The 16,719-nt window shown below is 71.1% G+C and carries 17 protein-coding genes; 5 read left to right on the top strand and 12 right to left on the bottom strand.

All coding sequences use genetic code 11. The features are described 5' to 3' along the window. Positions 1-77: 77 nt before the first annotated feature. Entirely contained in the window at positions 78-848 is a 771-nt protein-coding gene (locus OHS81_RS05190; protein ID WP_328382865.1) for a polysaccharide deacetylase family protein, read from the top strand. A 178-nt stretch (positions 849-1,026) separates the two neighbouring features. On the opposite strand, the gene OHS81_RS05185 is transcribed toward OHS81_RS05190, so the two are convergent. The 3 genes from OHS81_RS05185 to OHS81_RS05175 all read right to left on the bottom strand — a co-directional run bounded on the left by OHS81_RS05185 (position 1,027) and on the right by OHS81_RS05175 (position 3,852). Beyond that, positions 1,027-1,440 (bottom strand): SsgA family sporulation/cell division regulator, encoded by a 414-nt coding sequence (locus tag OHS81_RS05185; protein ID WP_328382863.1) that lies wholly within the window; start codon positions 1,438-1,440, stop codon positions 1,027-1,029. Positions 1,441-1,657: 217 nt separating this feature from the next. Continuing rightward, the gene (locus tag OHS81_RS05180; RefSeq protein WP_328382861.1) at positions 1,658-3,337 is read right to left on the bottom strand and encodes a PH domain-containing protein; all 1,680 of its coding nucleotides are present in this window, start codon (positions 3,335-3,337) and stop codon (positions 1,658-1,660) included. Next, positions 3,334-3,852, bottom strand: a complete 519-nt coding sequence (locus OHS81_RS05175) for a PH domain-containing protein (RefSeq protein ID WP_328382860.1) — start codon at positions 3,850-3,852, stop codon at positions 3,334-3,336. Before OHS81_RS05175 ends, OHS81_RS05180 begins: the two co-directional genes overlap by 4 nt. 186 nt (positions 3,853-4,038) lie before the next feature. Here OHS81_RS05175 and OHS81_RS05170 point away from each other — a divergent pair, with 186 nt between their 5' ends. Then, on the top strand, positions 4,039-4,671 hold the full coding sequence (locus OHS81_RS05170) for a TetR/AcrR family transcriptional regulator (RefSeq protein ID WP_328382859.1): 633 nt from the start codon (positions 4,039-4,041) through the stop codon (positions 4,669-4,671). A 117-nt stretch (positions 4,672-4,788) separates the two neighbouring features. Here OHS81_RS05170 and OHS81_RS05165 read toward each other — a convergent pair whose 3' ends face one another. Next, complete coding sequence (locus tag OHS81_RS05165) at positions 4,789-5,202, bottom strand: SsgA family sporulation/cell division regulator (protein WP_328382857.1); 414 nt, start codon at positions 5,200-5,202, stop codon at positions 4,789-4,791. Between the two features lie 349 nt (positions 5,203-5,551). Further along, complete coding sequence (locus OHS81_RS05160) at positions 5,552-5,707, bottom strand: hypothetical protein (protein ID WP_328382856.1); 156 nt, start codon at positions 5,705-5,707, stop codon at positions 5,552-5,554. Positions 5,708-5,906: 199 nt separating this feature from the next. On the opposite strand from OHS81_RS05160, the gene OHS81_RS05155 reads away from it, so the two are divergent. After that, on the top strand, positions 5,907-6,998 hold the full coding sequence (locus tag OHS81_RS05155; protein ID WP_328382854.1) for a WD40/YVTN/BNR-like repeat-containing protein: 1,092 nt from the start codon (positions 5,907-5,909) through the stop codon (positions 6,996-6,998). 171 nt (positions 6,999-7,169) lie between these two features. Here OHS81_RS05155 and OHS81_RS05150 read toward each other — a convergent pair whose 3' ends face one another. Together OHS81_RS05150 and OHS81_RS05145 are read right to left on the bottom strand one after the other, a co-directional pair. Beyond that, positions 7,170-7,676, bottom strand: a complete 507-nt coding sequence (locus OHS81_RS05150) for a MarR family winged helix-turn-helix transcriptional regulator (RefSeq protein ID WP_328390918.1) — start codon at positions 7,674-7,676, stop codon at positions 7,170-7,172. 82 nt (positions 7,677-7,758) lie between these two features. After that, a complete protein-coding gene (locus OHS81_RS05145) occupies positions 7,759-9,816 on the bottom strand; it encodes an FUSC family protein (protein WP_328382852.1) in 2,058 nt (685 codons plus the stop codon). A 215-nt stretch (positions 9,817-10,031) separates the two neighbouring features. Here OHS81_RS05145 and OHS81_RS05140 point away from each other — a divergent pair, with 215 nt between their 5' ends. Beyond that, positions 10,032-10,649: a TetR/AcrR family transcriptional regulator gene (locus tag OHS81_RS05140; protein WP_328382850.1), complete on the top strand. Its 618-nt coding sequence runs from the start codon at positions 10,032-10,034 to the stop codon at positions 10,647-10,649. Positions 10,650-10,718: 69 nt separating this feature from the next. Here OHS81_RS05140 and OHS81_RS05135 read toward each other — a convergent pair whose 3' ends face one another. The 4 genes from OHS81_RS05135 to OHS81_RS05120 form a co-directional block, all read right to left on the bottom strand. Continuing rightward, a complete protein-coding gene (locus OHS81_RS05135) occupies positions 10,719-11,030 on the bottom strand; it encodes a hypothetical protein (RefSeq protein WP_328382848.1) in 312 nt (103 codons plus the stop codon). A gap of 417 nt (positions 11,031-11,447) precedes the next feature. Then, positions 11,448-12,251, bottom strand: coding sequence for a DeoR/GlpR family DNA-binding transcription regulator (locus OHS81_RS05130; protein WP_328382847.1), 804 nt, complete (start codon positions 12,249-12,251; stop codon positions 11,448-11,450). Between the two features lie 142 nt (positions 12,252-12,393). Beyond that, a complete protein-coding gene (locus OHS81_RS05125; RefSeq protein WP_328382845.1) occupies positions 12,394-13,275 on the bottom strand; it encodes a class II fructose-bisphosphate aldolase in 882 nt (293 codons plus the stop codon). 70 nt (positions 13,276-13,345) lie between these two features. Beyond that, positions 13,346-14,251, bottom strand: coding sequence for an SIS domain-containing protein (locus OHS81_RS05120; RefSeq protein WP_328382844.1), 906 nt, complete (start codon positions 14,249-14,251; stop codon positions 13,346-13,348). Between the two features lie 461 nt (positions 14,252-14,712). On the opposite strand from OHS81_RS05120, the gene OHS81_RS05115 reads away from it, so the two are divergent. Beyond that, the gene (locus tag OHS81_RS05115) at positions 14,713-16,179 is read left to right on the top strand and encodes a sugar porter family MFS transporter (RefSeq protein WP_328382842.1); all 1,467 of its coding nucleotides are present in this window, start codon (positions 14,713-14,715) and stop codon (positions 16,177-16,179) included. 199 nt (positions 16,180-16,378) lie between these two features. Here OHS81_RS05115 and OHS81_RS05110 read toward each other — a convergent pair whose 3' ends face one another. Further along, positions 16,379-16,678, bottom strand: a complete 300-nt coding sequence (locus tag OHS81_RS05110; RefSeq protein ID WP_129293032.1) for a YciI family protein — start codon at positions 16,676-16,678, stop codon at positions 16,379-16,381. Positions 16,679-16,719: the final 41 nt, after the last annotated feature.

Here is a 16,719-nt window from a genome sequence, read left to right as displayed (position 1 = left end):
ACGTGGTGCAAGGCGGTGCGCACAACGCGGCCACCGCCGGTCGGTACGCACACGAGCAGGGTAGGGACGGGGTCGGGATGGCACGGCGCTTCGGTATTCAGAGCGGCATCATCGGGGTGGCCGCGGCGGCAGTGGTTTCGCTCGCGGTCGCGGGGACGCTCGCCTTCGGTGATTTCGGGGCCACTTCACAGGCCGAGGCCGACACCGTCGGCTCCGGCCAGGCCAAGCGGGCCGCCCCCCTCAAGGTCGATTCCTCGATCGTGCACGCCTCGGACCGCCCCGGCCGCAGCCTGAACATCACCATCGACGACGGCCCGGACCCGGTCTGGACCCCGAAGGTGCTCGCCGTGCTGAAGAAGCACAACGTCAAAGCGGTCTTCTGCATGATTGGTCCGCAGGCCAAGGCGCACCCGGACCTCGTCAAGCAGGTGGTGGCCGCGGGGCACAAGCTCTGCGACCACACCGTCAGCCACAACACCGGTATGGATCACCAGCCGCAGAGCTACCAGTCGCAGCAGATACTCGACGCGCAGAAGATGATCGAGGACGCGGCGGGCGGCGCCCGGGTCGAGTACTACCGCGCCCCCGGCGGCGCCTTCACCCCCTACAGCCGGAAGCTGGCCGCGGACCACGGGATGCGGCCGCTGGGCTGGAACGTCGACAGCAAGGACTTCGAGGGCGGCACGCTCGAGGGGATCAAGGCGACGGTGCGCGGTGAACTCCCCAACGGGCCGACGGTCCTGTTCCACGACGGCGGGGGCGACCGTTCCCGGACCGTCGAGGCGCTGGACGGGCTGCTGCCGTGGATGCAGCAGCAGGGTTACGGGTTCGGGTTTCCGAAGCGCTGAGGTGGGTGGGGGCGGGTGACCGCCACCCGCCGGACACCCGGGGCCTGTCCGTCACCGACCTGCCGGACAGGCCCCGGTGTGTGCCGTCGCCTTCCGGTTCCCCGGGGCGGCGGCCTCCTCCCCCGGCCTTCATGCCGTGCGCGGCTCGGCTCTGCCTGCCGCGCACGGCCCGTCTGTCTTACGCCGCGCCGAACAGCTCCGCGAGGCCGCGCTCCATACCGAGGTGCGCCGGCTCGCCGCCCGCGGGTACGGCCTCGTAGGAGCGGGCGAGGAACAGCCGGACGTCCGCGGTCTTCAACTGGACCAGGGCGACGCCCTCCTCCGCGTGGAACTCCATCACCGTGCGGTCCGGGCCGGACGGCCGCACCCGCACATCACCCCGCCCGGCCGGTCTCCGAAGCCCCTCGTCGAGCAGTTCCCGGGCGAAGGCCCAGTCCACGGCGGAGCCGTCCAGCGAGATCTCCGGCGGGAAGAACATCCGTACCGCCAGGGGATCGGCGGGCTGGTAGTGCAGCACCGCGGGCACCGCATACGGGCCGAAGGCGGTGGCGATGAGGCGTACCTGGACGGCTTGATCGATGACGGTGTTCATCGCGCTGCTCCCCCTGCGGCTGTCGGGTCATGGGCAATGGCTCGTCCGGTAAGACGGTGTGCCCACGCTCGCCGTGCACGCGACATCGGTGTGAGATGTGTCTCATATGGCCGGCGGGGGTGCCCGGTGGTCCGTCGTGCGCGATGTGCTCGGCGTGCGCGGGCACGGGGCCTACGCGGCGGGCGCGCCGCGCGCCTCGGGGGAAGTGCCCTTTCCGCTACGGCAGTCGCTGCTCCGGAAGGTGATCCGGCGCCCCGGGGTACGTCAGGAACTCCTCCAGGATCCCCGGGGCCGCCATCGCGGCGAAGGCCGGAGCCTCGGCCGCCGCAAGGTCCGGGATGCGATAGCCGTCCTCGCCCGCCGCGACCGCGGCGGTGAGCGTGACCAGGCCGGACCGGCGGGAGAACGGCGAGGTCGAGAACGTCCAGGCGGCGATGGCCTCCCGCTGGAGGGCGAGGGTGTCGCGGCTGAAGGTGCCCGAGCGGGCGACCAGATAAGGGCCCTCGACCCCGTGCCCCAGATTGCGGTACGCGTCCCGGGCCAGCCACAGCACGAGCGCCGTGGTGACCACCGCGTAGACCCAGGCGCAGTGCAGCAGGACGGAGGTGAACGCCGCACCGAGACCGGCCAGGACGGCGGTGCCGGGCAGCACCGCCCACAGCAGTCCGCGCACCCGGCGCCGGCGAAGGGCGGTGCGGGGGTGCGGTGCCAGCGCGGCCGGTGACACGCCTGCCGCCGGGAAGGGCGACCGCAGGGCGCCGCCCGCCACCCGCAACGCTTCCGGGCGGGGCGCCGGCGGCAGCAGCCCGCTGCGCTTGCGGTTCTCCTCGCGGTTGCCCAGGCCGCCTGCCACCGCGCGCACCAGCGCTCCGCCACCGGCCCTCAGCAGCAGTGGTTCGCGCAGCAACACCCCGCGCAGCCGCGCCCGTTCGATGGTGACCGACCGGGTGGTGAACAGGCCGCGGCGTACCCGCAGGGTGCGCGCATCGGTCCACTCCAGGCAGTAGTTGAACCAGTTCTCGACGTACAGGGCGACGGCGCCGACCGAGCCGAGGGCGAGGACGGCGAGCAGCGCCGCCGGGACCGTCAGCCAGAGGGCGCTCGCGCCGAACTCGGTGAACGCCCGCTGGACGAAGCCGAGTTTCCAGGCCTCGATGCCGATGCCGTCCAGGACCCGGTAGACCGAACCGGCCACCACGAACACCCCGCCGATGACCCAGAAGGTGAGCGGCGCGTACCGCAGCCAGCGCCAGCTGATACGGGCCACCACCGGATCGTTCGCCGCCCCCTCGGCGTCCGCGTACGCAAGCAGCTCGGCGCGCAGGCGTTCCGCGTCAACGACCGTCAGCGCCTCCAGCGACAGTTCGCTGCGGCCGTCCCCCGAGCCCGCCGTGCCGGCCCGCAGCACGGTGACCCCCAGCAGCCGGTGCAGCGGCGACGCGGTCAGATCGACGGTGCGGATGCGGTGCAGCGGCACACTGCGCAGCCGGCGCGTCAGCAGTCCGCTGCGGACGTCGAGGGTGGGTGAAGCGTGGCCCCGGCCGCCGGCAGCACCCGTTTCCGCGCCGTCCGGGCTCCCGGGGAGCACGACCCGGAACTCCGTACGGGCCCAGCGGATCAGGCCGATGGTGGTGACGACGGCGAACGAGGCGGCGATGGCGGCGAGTGTGATCCAGGCCTGGGCGGTGATCCGGCCTCCGGTGGCCAGCGCCGTCAGCGCCAGCGAACCGAGCGGTGCGGCCATCCAGCCGCAGTGCACCAGCAGAGTGCGCGGATCCAGCCGCCGCCACCGGCCCGTGTCGGAGGGAGTGGCAGAGGGGGTGGGGGAGGCGGCGGGGGGCGTGCCCGGTATGCCGCGGTCCACGCCGGGTGCGGAGGGTTCGTGTGGCGTGCTCATGCGGCATCACCCGGTACGTCCTGTGCCGCCTCGCCGATCCGCCGCGACAGCTCCTCGGCGTCCGCGTCGGACAGCCCCGCGATCTTGATGTCGCCCGCGGTCGAGGCGGTGGTGACGGTCACCGTCGCCAGCCCGTAGCGCCGTTGGAGCGGCCCGCGCACGGTGTCGACCGTCTGCACCCGGGTCAGCGGCGCGATCCGCCGCTTCTGCCAGAACCAGCCGCCCGCCGCGTAGACCGCACGCTCGCCCAGCTCCCAGGCGTGCACCGCATACCGCCACCGCGGCATGACCACGAGGTAGCCGACGGCCGGCAGCACCAGCGCGGCCAGCAGCAACGGGCCCAGCCACGGCAGTGCGCCGGGGAAGAAGAGGAGGGAAAGGACCGTCATGACGAGGGCGACGAGCAGCATCGGACCGCTGAGCGTCAGCAGGGCCTGGGCCGTCCACCAGCGGCGGGCCCGGGGATCGACGCGGTGGCGGGGTGGGCGCAGCAGCGGGGCGGAATGCTCGGGCATGAAGGTCACCGGTTTCCAAGTCAAGCGTATTGAATGCCGGTACGTTATAACGGTACAAGCGACTTGTAAAAGCGGGCCGGCCCTCCTGGGTCGGCCTCCTGAGTCGGAGTCATGCGCCGGAGCGACGCGTCGGAGCCATGCGCCGGAGCCATGTGAAGGTCGCGCACGGCAGGAGGGAGGTCATCCGTGCCCAAGAAGGTGGACCACGAAGCCAGACGCCAGGAGATCTCCGAGGCGCTGTGGCGGATTGCGAGCACCCGCGGGCTGGACGGTGCGAGCCTGCGCGATGTCGCGGCGGAGGCCGGGATCTCGCTCGGCCGGCTGCAGCACTACTTCCGCACCAGGGACGAGATGCTTCTCTTCGCCCTCCGGCACATCAACCGGCTCGCCGCGGACCGGATCCGCGCCCGCATCGAGGCGCTGGCCAAGGGGTCGGACGGGGAGCCGGCAGGGGAGCCGACGCCCCGTGAGGTGCTGCGCGCCTGCCTGTCGGGCATGCTGCCGCTCGACGACAAGAGCCGCACGGGGCTGCTGGTCGGCGCCGCCTACTTCGCCCGCGCCGTGCACGACAAGACCCTGCGCGCGGAGGCCGAGAACGGCATCCCCCAGCTCCGTGCCTTCTTCGCCGGTCAACTACGGCTGGCCGCGGACCGCGGCGAGCTGCCGCCGGAACGCGCCACCGAGGACGAGGCGATGCTGCTGATCAGCGCGGCCGACGGGCTCGCCACCTACGTTCTGCTGGGTGTGCACGACCCCGAAACCGCGCTACGGCTGCTGGATCTGCAGCTGGCGAACCTCTTCGGGCCGGAGCGGGCATGAGCGGAACGCGCGCCGGGACTCATCGCCGCGAGCGCGGGTGGGGCGGCCGCGGTTCTCGGCTCTTGGGGTCCGTGGCTCTTGGCGCCCGCGCCCTTGCCGTCGTCCTCGGGGGAAGGGTTACGCCTCGCGCAGCAGGGCGACGAGATCGGCCTCGACATCCAGATGCCGCGCCTCCTCGCCCTTCGCGACGATCTGGTACGACCGGGTCAGAAAGGTCCGCAGCTCCTGTGCGTCGAACTGCACCACGGCCATGCCTCCTACGGCGTGGAACTCCACCACCACGGCGTGGGTGTCGTACGGCCAGATCTGCACATCACCCGCTCCGGCCGGCTCGCACAGGCCCTCCTCCAGCAGCTCCCGCGAGAACGTCCAGGTCACCTCGGCCCCGTCCAGCGACGCGGCGGGCGGAAAGACCAGACGCACCGCGAACGGATCGGCGCGGTCATAACGCAGGCTCGCCGGAATCACCTGCGACCGGGGAGCGGTCGCGATGAGACGGGCCTGAACGGCTTGGTCGATGACGCTGGACATCGCCGGCTCCCTTGCATTCGGTGCGGATCGTCGGTGCTGTGACCACTAGGACGCGTAGGTCATCACGCCAGGTGCATTGGATTCCTGCGTGACCTGCATCACGGGCCTTTGAATGTACGCAAATGCCCTCTTTGCTGTGCGTCGGCGGGCGTGATGGGGCCTCGGCTGGCTGATGTGACGGGGTGTCAGGTGTGCTCGCGGTGCTGGTGGTGTGCGTGGTCGGCGGGGGCGGTCGGTGTGCCACGAGTGCGGCTCACGGCGGATCACGGGTGCCGCCTGCTCTCGTCTCACAGTTGCGCCGGCTCTCGCCGGCTCTCGTCGGTTGTCGCGAGCGGGGTGGGCGATGGCATCAGTGGGTGCGCCGGGGCGGACATCGGCAGCTGCGGGCGGTGGTCGGGGCGGTGGTGTGGATGGCGCTCCGGGTGGCGACCCGGGCGGTGATCCGGGCGGTGATCCGGGCGGTGGTCTGGACGACCGGGTCGGGCTGGGCTAGCTTCCAGCCCACAACCAGAGCGGGGTGGGGCGAATTGCGGCGCACGGGACGCTTGTTGTGCGGGGAACGGGCCCGGGACCGGGAACGGCCCTGGTGCCGGGAAGGGCACCGGGACCGGGAGTCGGACCGGGGCCGGGAAGGGGACCGGGGCACGCGGCGGGTGCTGCGTACCCGCAAGGCTCGATGGCGGGTGGCGGCCATGGTGGCCGGTATGGCGGTGCTTGCCGCGACGGCGGCCGGGCCGGCGACCGCGGCCCCGGCGGGTTCACCCACGGTGCCACCGGTACCGGAAGGCGCCGAGCCGGCAACGGCGGCATCGCTCACCGCCCCGCACGCCGGCTGGCGGCTCAAGGACAGCGGCAGCACCGCCCGCTTCCGCGGCCTGGCGGCCGTCAGCCGTACGACCGCCTGGGTCGCCGGTACGGCGGGCACCGTGCTGCGCAGCCACGACGGCGGCAAGAACTGGAGCGACGTCTCCCCACCCGGCGCCGGTGCCCTGGAGTTCCGCGACATCGAGGCGTTCGATGCGCGCCGTGCGGTGGTTCTCGCGATCGGTGAGGGGGAGGCCTCGCGGGTCTTCCGCACCGACGATGCCGGCGCCACCTGGACCGAAAGCTTCCGCAACGCCGACCCGCACGCCTTCTACGACTGCCTGACCTTCTTCGACCGGCGGCACGGCATCGCGCTCAGCGACCCCGTTGACGGCAGGTACCGCATCCTGTCCACCGCGGACGGCGGGCGCAGTTGGCGCGTACTGCCGTCGAAGGGCATGCCGCCGGCCCAGCCGGGCGAAGCCGCATTCGCCGCCAGTGGCCAGTGCCTGGTCTCCACCGGCAGCCGGGATGCCTGGATCGCAACCGGTGGCGCGGCCACCGCGCGCGTCCTGCACACCGCCGACCGCGGACGCACCTGGTCGGCCACCGGCACCCCGATACCGGCGGGCGACCCGGCTCGCGGTGTCTTCGCGCTCGCCCTCCGCGACCGCACCCATGTCCTCGCCGTCGGCGGTGATTTCCGCCCCGATCAGCCCTCGCCCCGCGCCGCCGCGGTCAGCGACGACGCCGGCGGAACCTGGACACCGGCCGCCGAACCTCCCAGGGGCTACCGTTCCGGCGCCGCCTGGCTCCCGCATGCCCGGCGCCTCGCCGTGGCGGTCGGCCCGTCCGGCAGCGATCTGACCCTCGACGGCGGCCGCACCTGGCACACCTTCGACCAGGGGTCGTACGACACCGTCGACTGCGCCCCGGACCTGGGCTGCTGGGCCGCGGGTGAGCGTGGACGGATCGCACGACTGGAGCCGTGACGGCGGGCCTGCCGGCGGGGTCCCGACGGCGGCTCCCGACGGCGGCTCCCGGCGGTGCACCTGGAGGCGGACCTGGCGGCGGGCCCGACAGCGCAAGCGCCGGCCCGCCTCCGGGCGGCTGTCTCACGTCAACCCACTCCACCCCACCCCACCCCGCCCCGGTGGTCGTCGTTACTCCATCAGGCTGCCGATTCGTCCCTCCAGCACCACCAGCAACTCGGCCAACGCCGCGGAAAGTTCCTCCTGCCGCTGATCGCCGATGCCTTCGAGCAGCGCCGCCTCGTACCGCAACTGTTCGGGCAGCAGCCGGTCGATGGTCGCGCGCCCCTCGTCGGTGAGCGAGAGATGCGCGACGCGGCGATCCCGGTCGTCGGGGCGACGGGCGATCAGCCCGCGCTCCTCCAGCTGCCGTACGCGTTTGGTCACCGCGGCACCGGAAGCGAAGGTCTCGCGGGCCACCCGCCCGGGGGTCAGCTCACGGTCCATCCGGCGCAAGGTGCCGAGGATGTCGAACTCGGGACGGGTGAGTCCGGCCTTCCGCAGGGGCGCATCAGCCGCCTGCTGCAGCAGTGCGGAACAGCGGTTGAGCCGCCCGATCACCGCCATCGGGCCGGTGTCCAGCCCGGGGTGCACCTGCTGCCACTGGCGCAACACCCCCGCGACGATGTCCTCGGTCACCCGCACTCTCCTCTCGGCCATGCCGTACGCCTGCAATTGTGCCTGCCGGGGTGCCGGCCGCCGCGCCGGGCGGTACCGCGGGTCAGGCGGCCGGCACCGGTGCCGGGCGTCGGCGGACGAGGCCGGCCAGCGTCCGGTGGCCCTGCTGCTCGGCACGGGCGATCCGCTCCTCGGGGAGGGCACGCTGCCACCACTCGCCGGCCGCCACGTCCACGGCCTCGCGGAGCTCGACCAGCCTCGCGGCCAGCCGGTCACGGGCCCAGTGGATCTCCTGGTCCCTGTGGGTCTCCTGGGCCCAGTGGGTCTCCTTGTCCCAGTGGGTTCCCTGGTTCCGGCCGGTCTCTTGGGGCCAGTGGGTCTCCTGGTCGCGGTCCGTATCCCGGGCCCAGTCCGTATCCCGGTCCCGGTCGGTACCGCAGGGCGGGTCGGCCTCGTGGGCCCAGCCGGTTCCCCGGGCGCCGTCCGCCCCGGGAGCGGTACGCGCCGCGAGCAGCCGCAAGGCGGCGGTCTCCGCGGCCGCAACCCGCCCCAGGGCTACGTCGATACGGTGGGCGGCCCGCCGATTGGTGATCAGGACGCAGCAGGCCAGCCCCACCACCGCGCCCACCACGGTGTCGATCCAGCGGTCGGCGATCAGCGTGCCGGCCGGCAGCCGCCCGCCGAACTCGGTCAACAGCAGCGCCATCGGTGTGACGCACACCGAGCCGAGCCAGTAATTACGGGTGATGCAGGCCTCCGCGCCGAGCTGGAAGACCAGCGCCAGCGCGACCATCGCGAACTCCCCGAGGTGTGTCAGCGGCAGCAGTGCGGTGTAGAGCAGCAGACCGAGAAGGTTGCCGAGGGTCCTTTGGAGCGCCCGTTGCCAGGAGAGCGTGGTGTTGGCCTGGTAGATGGAGGCCGCGGTGACCACGGCCCAATACGGGTGTCCGACGCCGATGGCCATCGACACCCAGCCCGCCAGCACACACCCGGCGGCGACCCGCGCGCCGATGGGCAGCAGCGGTGACCCGGGCGCGAGCCGGGCAAGCACCGCGCGCACCCCGCTCGGACGGCCGGGCGCAGGCCGCCGCGGCTCCCGCGCCTCCTCGGCGACGCCCACCAGCTCCTCGGCCTGTGCCGGCGAGAGCGCAACCCGGGGCAGCGGCCGCCCGCTGCGCAGTTCACGGGCCCAGGCGCCCAGTCGTTCGGCTTCGCCTGCGGCGGACCGGCCGTCGTGGCCCAGCACTGATTCGGCCCGCACCAGCGGTCGTTCGAGCCCGGCCCGCGCGGCGGCTCTCGCCGGGGTGTGCACCGGGACCAGAAACAGGGTGTGCCAGGCGGCGTTCACGGCGGCCGCAGTGGCATGCCGCGCCTGCGCCACACCGGCGGGTTCGTCATCCACGGATTTCCGGCCGGCGGCTTCGTCCCCCGCGGGTGCCCGACCGGCGCCACCAGCGTGTTTCCCACCAAGCTCCCCACCAGCGGGTTCCCCACCGGTCCCTTCCGCCCCGCCAAAGCCCCGTTCGGCAGTACGCAGCAGTCCTACCGCGGCCTCCAGCGCGCGGGCGACGGCGATCCGCTCCGGCCCCTGCGGCCGTATCAGGGCCGGTGCCATACAGACCAGCCAGGCGAGTCCTCCGGCGCCGAGCGCCACCGCCATATGCAGGGGTACCTGGCCGAGGTGCTGCGGCACGAAGAAGGCCGAGGCCGTGATGAACGTCAGGATGATGTTCGCCGGCGGGCCGATACACGTGGCATCACAGACCATCTTGTGGACCGCGGCCAGCAGCGAGGCGCACACGACGAGCAGCGCGGTCGACGTGGTCAGCGAGGCGGCGGTCAGCGCGATGCCGAGGCTCGCGACCATTCCGAGCACCACCCACAGCAGAGTGCGGGCGCGGGCGGCGTACGGAAGGCCGTGCGCGTACAGGGCGCACATCGCCCCCGCCGAGGTGTACAGGATCAGATCCAGCCGGCCCAGGAAGAACAAGGTGAGATCGGGGACCGCCAGCGCCGCCACCGCGCTGAGTGCCGGTTTGTGCCAGATGTCGACGGGCCGGCGCAGCCGCACGGTGCTCCTGAGGGGCAGCGGCCGGGCCCGCACCGCACTCCCCGACACGGTGTACGCGCTCTTCCCGGATTGTCTGGCATGCTTCCCCATGCCAAAAGATTAACAGGTGTTTTACTAGCAAAATATATGCATCGCGTCACGTCGGCGTCAGGGAACAGAGGTCCGGACCGGTGGCCGCAACGCGGGCGAGCGGATTGGCGGAGCGGGATGGAGGCAATAGGCGGGGCGGGAGGGGATTGGCAGGGCGGGAGGAGATTGGCAGAGCGGGAGGGGGGAGGGCCGGAGCAGGGGGCGACAATGGCCAGGTGCCAGCCGCCAAGAAGAAGACGACGACCGCGAACGCGTCACCGGAGCGCCGCCGCGAACTGCTCAACATTGCGGCGGAGGTATTCGCCGCACACGGCTACAACGCCACCACCGTCCGCCGCATCGCCGACGAAGCAGGGATGCTCGCGGGCAGCCTCTACTACCACTTCGATTCCAAGGAATCGATGCTGGACGAGATCCTGTCCAGCTTCCTGACCGAGCTGTGGGACGGCTATGACGCCGTACTCGCCGCCGGGCTCGGTCCCAGGGAGACCATCGAAGCCCTGGTCACCGAATCCTTCCGGGAGATCGACCGGCACCGCGCGGCCGTCGCGATCTACCAGAAGGAGTCCAGGCACCTGGCCGGGCAGCCCCGCTTCGGCTATCTCGCCGACTCGCAGCGGAAGTTCGAAAAGGCCTGGCTGGGCACACTGGAACGTGGCGTGGCGGATGGAGTCTTCCGGGCCGACCTCGACATCCGGCTCACCTACCGCTTCGTCCGCGACACCGTCTGGGTTGCGGCGAGCTGGTACCGGCCGGGCGGACAGCACAGCCCCGAGGAGATCGCCCGCCAGTACCTCTCCATGGTGCTGGACGGCGTCGCCGTACGCGCCTGACCCATCCGGAAGGGGCGCAGCGGCCCGCGCACCAGATCAGCTGCAGCGCAGCGCCCTGCCGGTGGCCGCTCAGCAGGAACTGTTCTTCACGTACAGGGCCCGCGAGGCCCAGGTCGTGCCGTAGCGGACGTCCTTCGTCGTGCCCTTGGGGAGGCGCCCATGGGGGTCGCGCTGATGCGGGACGACGATGGTGTAGCACGCGGTGCGCCGGCTGCACAGGTTCGTCAGACGGACATAGCGCTGATGACCCTCGTTGAAGTACTTCCGCACCACCACGCAGTGTGGCGGCCGGTCGGCCGCTGCCGCGGTCGAGGCGCTGACCACTGTCAGAGAGGCGCTGCACGCCACCGTTGCCAGCGCTATGGCCATGATCTTCCGCACGTCATCTCCCCCGCTGGAAACCTCGGCTACCCCCGCGAAGCCCACATCGGGTTCGCACGTTCATTCCCATTGTCCATACCCACCCAGGGAGAAGCAGCCCCGGGGGTCACACAGGGACGAAAGCGCGACATAAGAGCGGCTTTTCGGAACCGGGCGGGGACGATCGGGCTGAGTGGGGTGAGCGAGGTGAGCGAGGTGAGCGGGCCGAGTGGGGCGAACCGGGCGGGTCGGCGTCGGTTGTCGACAGTCGACGCCGAGCCTGACGATCGCCGACCGCCGACCGCCGACCGCCGACCGCCGACCGCCGACCGCCGAGCCTGCCGACCGCCGATGGCCGATGGCCGATCCTGACGATCGCCGATGGCCGACTGATGAGGGCCGACAAGGGCTGGCCTCCGCTCCGGCTGTCGGCCGGTGTCACTCGCCCGAGGGCAGGCGTGCCGCCACCACCTTCAGCCCTCGATCCGAGAATTCACGGCGGACCGCCTCCTTCGCTCCGTTGTCCGTGATGAACGTGTCAAAGACATCCGCGTCGCCGACCCGGGCGAAGCAGCGCTCGCCGATCTTCGACGAGTCCGCGACGACCACGGCACGCCGGGCACGCTCGGCCATCAGGCGGTTGACCCGGGCCTCCGCCTCGTCGTGCACCGTGGCCCCCATGAGCGGATCCATGCCGTTGGCGCCGATGAACGCGATATCGACGGAAATCTGCTGCAGCACCAACTCGCTGAACGGCCCGACGAGTTCAAAAGACCGCGAGTGCGCCACCCCGCCGGTGAGCACGATCTTGATCTGCGGCCGCACGGCCAGCTCATTGGCGATGTTGAGGGAGTTGGTGACGATCGTCAGATGCGGTTGCGGGCCGGCCTCCGCGAAGTCCGCACGGGTGGCAAGCACCCGCGCGATCGCCGTGGTCGTCGTGCCGCCGCTCAGCCCGACCACATGCCCCCGCTCGACGAGCTTCGCCGCGGCCTGTGCCACTGCCTCCTTCTCTTCCGACCGGTGGGCATGCTTGTACCGGATTGGCAGGTCGTACGCCACCGAACTGAGCACCGCCCCGCCCCGGGTACGGGTCAGCAACTGCTGCTCTGCCAGGGCATCCATGTCGCGCCGCATCGTGGCGGCCGAGACCTCCAGCTCGGTCGCCGCCTCCTCGACGTCCACCCGGCCTCGGTCGCCGAGCAGCTCGAGCAGTGCGTTCATCCGTTCATGGCGCTTCATGGCGCGAGCCTAATTCGTCTCAGCAGGTCACAGCGACGCTCCGTAGGTGCCCTCGTACTCCGCCGCGCCGCACCATCCCCTCTGCCGTGGCGAAGCGCCGCCGAGGCGGTGGCCGCCTGCCGCCGCCCCGCCCCCGGATGTCTCACCCCCGGGCCGGTGCCTGGGCTGCGTACTGGTCCGGCACCGTCGCCGGAGTGCCCAGCACCTCCAGCAGCCTCGCCGCTTCCTCGGCCACTGCCTCCCGGGCGGGCTTGAGGTACTTCCGGGAGTCCACGAGCGAGGGGTCGGCGGCCAGGGTGTGCCGTATCGAGTGAGTGAAGACGGAGACCAGATGAGTGGAGATATTGATCTTCGTCATCCCCGCGGCGATGGCCCGTCGCAGCTCGTCGTCGGGCACACCGGACGAACCGTGCAGTACCAGCGGCACCGGCAGAGTGGTGTGCAGCGCCTCGATGAGGGTCTTGTCCAGTACGGCCGTGCGCTCATGCATGGCGTGGGAGGAACCGACGGCCACGGCGAGAGCATCCACCCCCGTCGCACGGACGAAGGCCAGGGCCTCGTCCGGGTCCGTGCGCACCCCTGGCGCATGGACTCCGTCCTTGCCGCCGACCTCGCCGAGTTCTGCCTCGACGTAGGCGCCACGGTCATGGCACCAGGCGGTGAGCTCGGCGGTGGTGGCCACATTCTCTTCGTACGGAAGCGCGGAGGCGTCCACCATGACGGAGCTCACCCCGGCGGCGATGCCCTGGTGGACCAGCTCGCCATCGGTGATGTGGTCGAGGTGCACCGCAATCGGGGCCGTGGAGCCTTCGGCGAGGGCGAGCGTGGCGCGGGTGAGGGGTAGCAGGCTGCCGTGGTAGCGGATGCAGTTCTCGCTGATCTGCAGGATCAACGGGATCGCGGTGCGCTCGGCGGCGGTGACGAGTGCTTCGGCCGTCTCCAGATGAATGACGTTGAAGGCCGCGGCACCGACCCGCGCCGCACGCGCGGCGTCCACGATCGATGAGGTCGGAACGAGGGGCATCGGAGGCTGGCTCCCTTGCGGACGGGGCTGATTGACGGGGGAGTCGGGGTGACGTGGGGGAGGCGGGCGGCTACGAGGCGGACGGCGATTCGAGCATCACCGAGCGGGTCAGGCCGCGGGGGTTGTCCGGGTCCAGGCCGCGGGCGCGGGCCCGCTCCAGCGCCACCCGCTGGACCAGCACCAGATCGGCCAGCGGATCGCGCGCATGGCACACAAAGCGCGCCCCGGTCCGCACCACATCGGCCTCCAGTCCTTCCGGTGCCGGACCGAACAGCCAGGTCACCCGGCCGGGTGCGGCTATCGAGATCGGACCGTGGCGGTACTCCATAGCGGGGTACGACTCGGTCCAACTCTGCGACGCCTCCCGCATCTTGAGTGCCGCCTCGTTGGCCAGACCGAACGTCCAGCCCGTCCCGAGGAAGGCGAACTGCTCGGCGTCCACCCATTCCTTGTCCACCGGCGCGGCCAGCGCCTCCTCTGCGTCGGTCACCGCCCGGGAGACGTCCTCGCCCAGCTGCGCACGCAGCAACGTCAGCGCAGTCGTCGCGAAACGGGTCTGCACCACCGACTCCTCATCGGCGAAGGGAAGCGCGACCATCTCGTCGGAGACCGCCGCGGCCGGTGTCGCGGGGTCACCGAGGATCGTCACGGTCGGGATGCGCCCCTTGACCGCATCGAGTACGCGCAACACCTCGGTCGTGGTGCCGGACCGGGTGATCGCGACCACCGCGTCATAGCCGCGGTCGGTGCCGAGGAACGCCTCGGAGGCGGCGAAGGGGTCCGTCACCCCCTGTCCGGCTGCCTCGCGCAGTGCCGCATACGACTGCGCCATGAACCATGAGGTGCCGCAGCCGACGACGGCCACCCGCTGTCCGGCCTTGGGCAGCGGGCTCGTGGCCGCCCCGATCCGCGCGGCCTCCCGCCAGGTCTCCGGCTGGCTGTGCAGTTCCTGCTCCATGTACGAGATCTCGCTCATGGCCCACCCTCCTGCGATGTGCATGTGCTCATCGGTCTGCATGTCCGTGTGTCCGTGTGTCTGCGTCTCTGCACGTCGTCTCTGCACGTCAGTGCGTCCGCAGGGCTGTATGAAAGTGCAATATTCGCGTTCGTTGCAATCGACTGTACGCAGAAAGCCGTCAGGCTTCCATCCCTCGTTCGGGCGGATGCGCCAGAGGGGAGGGATGGTTCGGCGGCTTGGCGGGGGCTCGTGAGCGGGCCTCACCTGCGTGAAGGCGGGGTTGTCGCGGGCTGTCGAGGGTGCGTGCAGGGAGGTGCAGGGGAGTACAGGGAAGTGCGGGAAAGTGTTGACACCTGCGTGAAACGCGCCGAATACTTGCAAGATCACTCATGCGCTTCGAGTGTGTAGTGCACACACGCAGTCCAGTCACGCAGCTCAGTCATGCAGCAAGGCCCGCTCCGCCGCACAAAGGACTTCCCATGTCCATTGCCACGCTCTCCGCGACGCCCCCGCCCCCCTCACCCGGGACCGCACGCCGGACCGGCAGACTGTTCGCGCTCACCGGCGCCGTCGTCGGCGTCATCTACGGCTACGACACCGGCAGCATCTCTGGTGCCCTGGTGTTCCTGAGCAAGGACTTTCATCTCACCGAGGCCGAAAAGGGCCTGGTCAACAGCATCCTGGTGTTCGGCTCCATCGTGGGCGCGCTGATCGGCGGCAAGCTCGCCGATGCCCTGGGCCGCAAGGCGGCGATGCTGATCGTCGCCGGCTCGTACGCCGTATTCGTGGCGCTCTCCGCCGTCGCGCCCAACGTCGTCGTGCTGGACACCGTCCGCTTCCTGCTCGGCATCGCCATCGGCATCTCGATCGTCGCGGCCCCGCTCTATGTCGCCGAATCGACTCCGGCGCGTATCCGCGGAGCCTCCGTCGCCGCCTACCAAGTGGCCACGGTCGCGGGCATCGTCATCACGTACTTCGTCAACTGGGGCCTGTCCGGCGGCGGTCACTGGCGTTGGATGCTCGGTCTCTCCGCGATCCCCGCCGCACTCGTTCTGATCCCGCTGCTCAGACTGCCGGACACCCCGCGCTGGTACGTCCTCAAGGGGCGCACGGAACGAGCTGTCGAGGTCATGGCCATGACCGATCCGGACGTCGACCCGCGTCAGGAGGTCGCTGTCGTGGCATCCGCGCTCGCCCGGGAGAGCGGTGGATCGGCGCGTTCCTTGCTGCGCAAGCCGTACGCCCGTGCCGCGTTCTTCGTCGTCGGCCTCGGCTTCTTCTGCCAGATCACCGGCATCAACGCCGTGACGTACTACAGCCCGCAGATCTTCGAGGAGATGGGCTTCACCGGCAGCGGCCAGAACTTCCTGCTGCCGTCCTTCGTCCAGCTCGCCTCGCTGGCCGCGACCGTGGTCGCCCTCCTCATCATCGACCGACTCGGCCGCCGGGTGGTGCTGCTCTGTGGTATCGGCACGATGGTCGCGATGCTCGCCGTCCTGACCGCGGTCTTCGCCAGGGGCGAGCTGCACGGCGCCTCGACCTGGGTGGGCTTCGCCGCGATCCTGCTGTTCACCGCAGCCTTCAACTTCGGCTTCGGATCGCTCATCTGGGTTTATGCGAGCGAGGCCTTCCCCGCCCAGCTGCGCTCGACCGGGGCTTCGGTGATGCTCACCGCCGACCTGGTGGCCAATCTCCTGATCGCCCAGTTCTTCCCCTCTTTGATGGCCTGGGCCGGTGCGGCCCTGACCTTCGCGGGCCTTGGCGTCCTCGCGCTCGCCGCACTGGTCTTCGCCGCCGCCACCGCGCCCGAGACCAAGGGGCGTCAGTTGGAGGACATCCAGGACTACTGGCGTAACGGGGGGCGCTGGCCCGCGTCGCCCACGACCGTTCCCGCGAGCTCCGGCTCGCTCAGTGGTTCAGCGGTGCCCCCGACGACGACCCCGTAGCCCAGGGGAGGGGCGGTTACCGGGCTGAGGTACGGGGCCGACTGTTCCGCCCGCGGGGCGCTCAAGGTGAAGGGGGCCGGGCCAGGTGGTGTCCACTGCGCCGAGGGTGTTGCCCGCAAGCCCGCAAGCCCGCAAGCCCGCAAGCCCGCAAGCCCGCAAGCCTGGTGCGCCGGCGCTCCGGGCGCAAGGGGACGGCTGCTCAGGACGGCAGTTGTTCCCGGTACTGCTCCAGAGCCGGGGCGGTCGTCGTCGCCGCGAACTCCGTGATCCGGTACTCACACACCCCGGCGAGGGCGAACGGGTCTTCGGTCACGATCCGCTCGACGGTCGCACGGTCCGTTCCCGCGGCGAGAATCACGCCCCCGTCCCGCGGGATCTTGCGGCCGGCTGCGAGGAAGTGCCCGGCGGCGTACTCCTTCTCCAGCCACTCCCGGTGCTCCTGAAGGACGGCGTCGACGCGTTCGAGGGGCGCGGTGTAGGTGAGCTCCAGTACGAACATGGGTGCAATATAGACGAGATATCAGGCGGAAGTGCGGCTTC

The sequence above is a fragment of the Streptomyces sp. NBC_00400 genome (assembly GCF_036048035.1).
In the GTDB taxonomy this organism is placed as follows: domain Bacteria; phylum Actinomycetota; class Actinomycetes; order Streptomycetales; family Streptomycetaceae; genus Streptomyces.
The sequence above is the reverse complement of the archived record's forward strand: the minus strand, read 5'-3'. Positions and strand labels throughout refer to the sequence as shown.

Bases quoted from the DNA above. Each gene is read 5' to 3' on its own strand.
- OHS81_RS05190 (WP_328382865.1), top strand. From the start codon at position 78: ATGGCACGGCGCTTCGGTATTCAGAGCGGCATCATCGGGGTGGCCGCG.
- OHS81_RS05185 (WP_328382863.1), bottom strand. From the start codon at position 1,440: ATGAACACCGTCATCGATCAAGCCGTCCAGGTACGCCTCATCGCCACC.
- OHS81_RS05180 (WP_328382861.1), bottom strand. From the start codon at position 3,337: ATGAGCACGCCACACGAACCCTCCGCACCCGGCGTGGACCGCGGCATA.
- OHS81_RS05175 (WP_328382860.1), bottom strand. From the start codon at position 3,852: ATGCCCGAGCATTCCGCCCCGCTGCTGCGCCCACCCCGCCACCGCGTC.
- OHS81_RS05165 (WP_328382857.1), bottom strand. From the start codon at position 5,202: ATGTCCAGCGTCATCGACCAAGCCGTTCAGGCCCGTCTCATCGCGACC.
- OHS81_RS05155 (WP_328382854.1), top strand. From the start codon at position 5,907: ATGGCGGTGCTTGCCGCGACGGCGGCCGGGCCGGCGACCGCGGCCCCG.
- OHS81_RS05145 (WP_328382852.1), bottom strand. From the start codon at position 9,816: ATGGGGAAGCATGCCAGACAATCCGGGAAGAGCGCGTACACCGTGTCG.
- OHS81_RS05130 (WP_328382847.1), bottom strand. From the start codon at position 12,251: ATGAAGCGCCATGAACGGATGAACGCACTGCTCGAGCTGCTCGGCGAC.
- OHS81_RS05125 (WP_328382845.1), bottom strand. From the start codon at position 13,275: ATGCCCCTCGTTCCGACCTCATCGATCGTGGACGCCGCGCGTGCGGCG.
- OHS81_RS05120 (WP_328382844.1), bottom strand. From the start codon at position 14,251: ATGAGCGAGATCTCGTACATGGAGCAGGAACTGCACAGCCAGCCGGAG.
- OHS81_RS05115 (WP_328382842.1), top strand. From the start codon at position 14,713: ATGTCCATTGCCACGCTCTCCGCGACGCCCCCGCCCCCCTCACCCGGG.
- OHS81_RS05110 (WP_129293032.1), bottom strand. From the start codon at position 16,678: ATGTTCGTACTGGAGCTCACCTACACCGCGCCCCTCGAACGCGTCGAC.